Below are 373 nucleotides of genomic sequence, written 5' to 3'. Positions count from 1 at the left end.
AAACAGCGATACCAGCAGCGGCCCGCCGCACAGCCGCAGCCCCGCCTGCAGGGCATCGGCACAGCGCTGCGGCGCGGCTCATGGGCATCCGGGCAAAGGGTGCGGGCGGCGTGCTGCTCATTGGGGCCTTGGGGGGCTTTGCACCGGCGGCGGTGGCTGCGTCCGAAGCCGTGCGCACCGGTCAGCTCACCTCCCGGCAGGCCTCGGCGCTGCTGCCCGCCTGTGTGTGCAGCGGGCCGTCCTTTGTCATCCTCACGGTAGGGCAGCAGATGCTGGGCAGCCGCGCGGTGGGGGTGCGGCTGTTTGCGGCCCAGCTGCTGGCGGGATACCTCACGGCGGCACTGCTGTGCCGGATGCAGGGCGGGGCCGGGCA

1 pseudogene is annotated in these 373 nt (G+C 73.2%); it reads left to right on the top strand.

Annotated features, from left to right (window positions below):
• Positions 1-373 (top strand): annotated as a pseudogene (locus QZL71_RS07915) (hypothetical protein); the annotation flags it as partial.

Origin of the sequence: uncultured Faecalibacterium sp., from assembly GCF_900066275.1 — a bacterium.
Lineage (GTDB): Bacteria > Bacillota > Clostridia > Oscillospirales > Ruminococcaceae > Faecalibacterium > Faecalibacterium taiwanense.
Note: the sequence above shows the minus strand (reverse complement) of the source record. Positions and strands in the feature narration are given on the sequence as shown.